Genomic DNA, 4,407 nt, shown 5'->3' on the forward strand with positions numbered 1-4,407 from the left:
CTGCAGATCAGCGCTGCATCCCCCAGCGCCGCACGGTCGCCCGTTCCAGAGTATTGAATACCAGCCCTTCGACCAGCAGCCCGATCAGGATCACCACCGCCAACCCGGCAAAAACCTTGTCGGTATACAGCTCGTTGCGGTTCTGGAAGATGTACCAGCCCAGCCCGCCCTTGCCGCTGCTGGCACCGAACACCAGCTCGGCGGCGATCAACGTGCGCCAGGCAAAGGCCCAGCCGATCTTCAGCCCCGACAGGATCGACGGCAGTGCCGCGGGCACCAGGATGTGCAGCACCAACCGTAGCCCCTTTAGGCCATAGTTGCGCCCCGCCATGCGCAACGTCTCCGACACCCCCAGAAAGCCTGCGTAGGTATTGAGCGCCAGCGCCCAGAGCACTGAATGCACCAGCACGAAGATCAGGCTGTTGTCGCCCAGGCCGAACCACAACAAAGCCAGAGGCAGCAGGGCAATCGCCGGCAGCGGGTTGAACATTGAGGTCAAGGTACCGAGCAAGTCACGCCCCAACTGGGTGGATACCGCCAGGCTGGTAAGACCGAACGCCAGCACGATACCCATCACGTACCCCTTGAGCAGGATCACCAGCGACACGCCGACTTTGGCCGGCAGCTCACCGCTGAGCAGGCCGTCCCACAGCGCTGCGGTAGTCTGCAAGAAGCTCGGCAGCAGCAGGTCGTTGCCTTGGTAGCGGGCAATGGCCTCCCACAATGCTGCGATCACCACCAGGATCACCGCCTTGCGTAACCAGCCGTGCTGCCACAAGCGTTGCGCCAGCGGCAGGTTGCGTTCCAGAGGCACACTGAGCAGCGGCTCGAGCTGCACCTCGTATTCCTGTCGTACAGGTGTAGTGGTCATGGCTCAAGCTCCTGTCAGTAGGCGATGCGGATGTCGTTGAAACCCAGCTCTTCGGCCGGCCCGGGGGCATCGGCCTCGTCGAACAACAGCCGATGGATGCGCCGGGCGCTGGCCTGGAAGTCACTGGCGCCGAGGCTGCCGAGATCATACTGATGGCTGTGCACCTCGGCCCGCACCCGCCCCGGATGAGGTGACAGCAACAGAATGCGGTTGCCCACTACCAGCGCCTCTTCGATGGAATGGGTGACGAACAACAGGGTGAAGCGCACTTCCTCCCACAGCAGCAGCAGCTCTTCCTGCATCTTGCGCCGGGTCAGCGCATCGAGCGCGGCGAACGGTTCGTCCATCAACAGGACCTTCGGTTGCGTGGCCAGTGCACGGGCAATTGCCACGCGTGCTTTCATGCCGCCCGACAGGGTATGCGGATAAGCGTCGGCAAACGCCGCCAGGCCAACCTTGTCGAGGTAATGCAACGCGCGCTCTTCGGCCTCGGCTCGCTTGAGCTGGCCGGAAACGAGCAGCGGGAACATGACGTTCTGCTTCACCGTCTTCCACGGCGGCAGCTGGTCGAACTCTTGGAACACCACGATGCGATCGGGGCCAGGGCCGTTGACCGGCTGGCCCTGCAGCAGGATCTGCCCTTGTTGCGGGCTGATGAACCCGGCCACGGCCTTGAGCAACGTGGACTTGCCACACCCCGAGGGGCCCAGCAAGACAAAGCGGTCGGCACGGTCGACTTCGAAGCTGACCTGATGGGTGGCCCGCACCACGCGCTGCGCAGTACGGTATTCGAGGCTCAGGTTATCCACCTTGAGCAAGGGCGGTGTGGCCACACGGCTAAGGTTGCTGGCCGTGTGGCCTGGCAATGGGGCAGTCATGGTCGATCAGCTCCCCTGCAGTGGGCGTTCATCCTGGAAGAAATAGTCCTTCCACGACTCTGGCTTGTGCTTGATGGCGCCTACCCGGTAGAGAAACTCGGCCAGCTTGTAGGTGTTCTTCGGGGTTACCGTGAACTCGTACTGGGGGTTGTCGATCAGCTTGATCAGCACATCGCGGTCAATCTTGGCCTTGGTGACGCGGATATAGGTATCGGCAGCCGCCGCCTTGTCCTTCTGGGCAAAGTCCGCAGCCTCGGCCAGGGCATCGACGAACGCCTTGTAAGTCTTGGGGTTGTCGTTGCGGAATTTCTCGGTGGCAAACAGCAAGGTCGGCGAGTTGGGGCCGAGCAGGTCATAGCTGTTGAGCACCACGTGCACGTCCTTGTTGGCCAACACCTGGTCCTGGAACGGCGGGTTGGAGAAGTGCCCATTGAGCTCGGTGCCGCCAGCGAGCAACGCGGCGGTGGCATCTGGGTGCGGTACGGCCAGGGTGTACTTGTCGAGGCGGTTGTATTGCGTGTCGCCCCACTGCTGGGCAGCGGCGTACTGCAGCAAGCGTGATTGTACCGACACGCCCACGGCCGGCACGGCAATGCGGTCCTTATCGGAAATGTCGGCGATGGTCTTCACGTTCGGGTTGCTGCTGACCAAGTAGTACGGGAAATTGCCCAGCGAGGCCACTGCTTTGACGTTCTGCCGGCCTTTGGTGCGATCCCATACGGTCAGCAATGGCCCAACGCCGGCACCGGCGATGTCCACCGAGCCGGACAACAGCGCGTCGTTGATCGCAGCCCCCCCGGATAGCTGGGCCCAGTCGACATCGATGTCGATGCCCTGCTCCTTGCCGTGCTTTTCAATCAGTTGTTGGTCACGCACCACATTGAGCAGCAGATAGACGATGCCGAACTGCTCGGCGATGCGGATCTTGCCTTCGGCATGGGCCAGGGTGGGGGCCGCAAGGCTGCCCACGACCAGGCTTGCGCCCAGGCTGATACTTGCCGCCAGGCGGCTGATGGATTTGCGCATGATGGTTTCCTCAGTCGTCAGAACGGGGCATCGCCCTGGATGGTGGTGCGGAAAAGCTTGCGCCGCAGGTGGGCCGGGCAGCCTGTGGCAAGGTGGATCAGCGAGCGGTTGTCCCAGAACACCAGGTCGTGTGGCTGCCACTGGTGGCGGTAGATGTTCTGTTCGAGCACGCTCAGGGCATAAAGCTGCTGCAACACATCGCGGCTTTCATCATCCGGCAGGCCGATGATCCGGGTAGTGAACCCTTCGCTGACGAACAGGGCCTTGCGGCCGTTTTCCGGGTGGGTACGCACCACCGGATGGATCACTTCCTGCACCTGTGCAAGCTGCTCGGCGCTAAGGGTCGGGCGCCAGTTGCCTGCGAACTTGGTCTCGGCATAACGGGCGGTGTAGGAGTGAGCGGCGCTGCGGCCCTCGACCTGCTTGCGCAGTGCTTGAGGTACCGCGTCCCAGGCTTTGTGCATGTCGGCGAACAGGGTGTCGCCACCTTCGCTGGGCAACTCTTGGGCATGCAGCATGGACCCCAGGCTGGGGAGCGCTTTGTATGAGAGGTCTGAATGCCAGAACTTGCCGGCATCGCCCAGGCCGACGTTTTGGCCGTTCTCGATGATGTTGGAGACGATCAGTATCTCGGGGTGGCCTGTGAGCAGAAACTGCTTCAGCACATGGATCTGCAGTTGGCCGAAACGGCGGCTGAAAGCGATCTGCTGTTCAGGGCTGATGCGCTGGTCGCGCAGCACCAGTACGTGGTGGTCGAGGTGGGCGCGATGAATGAGGCTGAAGTCCTCGGCGTTGACCGGTTTAGCCAGGTCCAGGCCGATGATCTCGGCGCCAACGGCACCCGAGAACGGGCGGATTTCAAAGGTTTGCGGCTGAGCGCTGTGGTTGGACGGCAAGGCGTTCGAGGCGGCGGACATTTTTCACTCCCACGCAGTGCGCGACTTCAATGACGCGCAACGATCAGAAACGCACGGGGGTTTACCCGTGTGGGTTCAAGTCGTGCGGCGCATCGATTGGTCGACGGGTACGCAGTGGAGTGACTATAAGGTAATTAAAATAATAATTTAAATACCTTTAATGAATAACGATATGAGAGGGCAGTTGTCTGCCTGCCAAGCAGACAAGCGCGGAGGATTAAATCAGCCCGCCCTCCTCCTCTTCCTCGATCAGGTTGTTCAAGCTGCCGAGCGCCTTTCGCGCGGTGGAGCGACTGAGCAGCTTGGCTTGGGCGCCAGGCGGCAGGTCGGTGATGCTGAAGACACCTTTGGCAGTGAGCACCTCGATCAAGTCCTCAAGCACCCGAATCATGTCCAAGTCGCTCTGTTTCAGCTGCTTGAGGCTATTTTCGACGACATCGTCAGCAAACCACTCCTGAATCTCGGCATGATCTGCTGGGAGGATCTCCGTGTGTTCGGCATAAGGTGCAGCTTCTACCCGCAGCAACTGGCCCTCGGCGTCGCGTTGCACGTAGAACATGGCGTCATCCCTCGTCACGATGGTTCCTTGTTGGTAGTCAGCAGCATAGGCAAAGTTCATCGGGCATGACAGCCCGGCGCAGAAGTATGCGCTGCACGAAGATGACAGAAAAGACCGCGCTGCGCGGTGGCCGGGGTGGCCACCGCGCAGACGGGA

General features: G+C 61.5%; 5 protein-coding genes. All 5 read right to left on the reverse strand.

All coding sequences use genetic code 11. The features are described 5' to 3' along the window. Positions 1-7: 7 nt before the first annotated feature. Complete coding sequence (locus OSW16_RS26165) at positions 8-871, reverse strand: ABC transporter permease (protein WP_267819606.1); 864 nt, start codon at positions 869-871, stop codon at positions 8-10. Positions 872-885: 14 nt separating this feature from the next. Further along, positions 886-1,749, reverse strand: a complete 864-nt coding sequence (locus OSW16_RS26170; RefSeq protein ID WP_267819608.1) for an ABC transporter ATP-binding protein — start codon at positions 1,747-1,749, stop codon at positions 886-888. Between the two features lie 6 nt (positions 1,750-1,755). Next, positions 1,756-2,775, reverse strand: coding sequence for an ABC transporter substrate-binding protein (locus tag OSW16_RS26175; RefSeq protein ID WP_267819609.1), 1,020 nt, complete (start codon positions 2,773-2,775; stop codon positions 1,756-1,758). A 17-nt stretch (positions 2,776-2,792) separates the two neighbouring features. Next, the gene (locus OSW16_RS26180) at positions 2,793-3,692 is read right to left on the reverse strand and encodes a TauD/TfdA dioxygenase family protein (protein ID WP_267819611.1); all 900 of its coding nucleotides are present in this window, start codon (positions 3,690-3,692) and stop codon (positions 2,793-2,795) included. 217 nt (positions 3,693-3,909) lie between these two features. Then, positions 3,910-4,251 carry a tryptophan synthase subunit beta gene (locus OSW16_RS26185; protein WP_241805699.1) on the reverse strand — a complete coding sequence of 114 codons (342 nt, stop codon included), beginning with the start codon at positions 4,249-4,251 and terminating at the stop codon, positions 3,910-3,912. Positions 4,252-4,407: the final 156 nt, after the last annotated feature.

It is taken from the genome of Pseudomonas putida (assembly GCF_026625125.1).
GTDB lineage: Bacteria > Pseudomonadota > Gammaproteobacteria > Pseudomonadales > Pseudomonadaceae > Aquipseudomonas > Aquipseudomonas putida_X.